The following is a 923-nucleotide window of genomic DNA, read 5'->3' as shown; positions in this document are numbered from 1 at the left end:
CTCCGACGCCGATGCGGAGACGGCCGCGGACGAACGCCGGAACGTCAGCGTCGTCAGACCCACGCAGTACACGGACCTCTACCGCGTCCTCCGGCGAGTTCGCGCCGTCGAGGGCGGCGGTCCGCTGATCAACGAGCCCGATCGGGTCGCCGCGACGATTCGGGAGGCCGCCACCGTCCCGAACCCCGACACGCACTACCGCGTCGGTCCGGTTCCGCTCCTCGGATCGCTCTACGGCACGCTCGTTCCCGCCGCGATCCGGGATCGGCTGACGCGAGTCGGGATTCGACTGGCCGCGACCGAACCCGTCCTCGACCTGCTCGAGCGACGCACGCCCGACGCCGATTCGGAGCGGTATCCGTGACGGAACCCCCGTCCGGGGGAACAGCTATATGCCGCGACTCGGATCACGCAAAGGAAAGCGGTGTCCCGGAACCGAGTCGGCGCTCCCACCGACCGCTCCCGTCGCGAGGGGTGCAGCTACCGGACCAGCCACGACGTGTTCTCGAGCGCGTACCTCGAGGACCGCCTCCCCGAATCGGACGCCTGGGAGGACGTCGACGAAGACGAGCTCCGAGCGGCGTTCGACGAGATCCGCGCGTGCTGGGAGCGAGTCGGCGAATCGACCGCGAGCGAAAGCCGCACTCGACTCGAGGAAGCGTTCGTCCGACCCGTGTTCCGGGCGCTGGGACACTCGTTCGTGCGCAACGAGCGAACCGATCGAACGCGACACCGGGCGGACTACGTTTTCCTCGAGTCCGACGACGCTCGCGACGCGTTCGACTGCACCGAAGCCGGCGGTAGCAGCGACGGTGATGAAGGCGGTGGCAGCGGCGGCCGTGATGAAGACGGCGACAGCGGCGACGAAGCCATCGTCGCGATCGCCGACGTCAGGCGCTGGGACCGCGCGCTCGAGGCCCGCG

General features: G+C 69.7%; 2 pseudogenes. Both read left to right on the top strand.

Going from position 1 to position 923, the window contains the following annotated elements:
* Window positions 1–364: pseudogene (locus PGX04_RS03085) on the top strand (SDR family oxidoreductase); the annotation flags it as partial.
* A gap of 60 nt (window positions 365–424) precedes the next feature.
* Window positions 425–923, top strand: a pseudogene (locus PGX04_RS03080) (hypothetical protein); the annotation flags it as partial.

Source organism: Natrinema soli (assembly GCF_028618695.1).
This window is presented reverse-complemented; position numbering and strand designations above follow the sequence as displayed.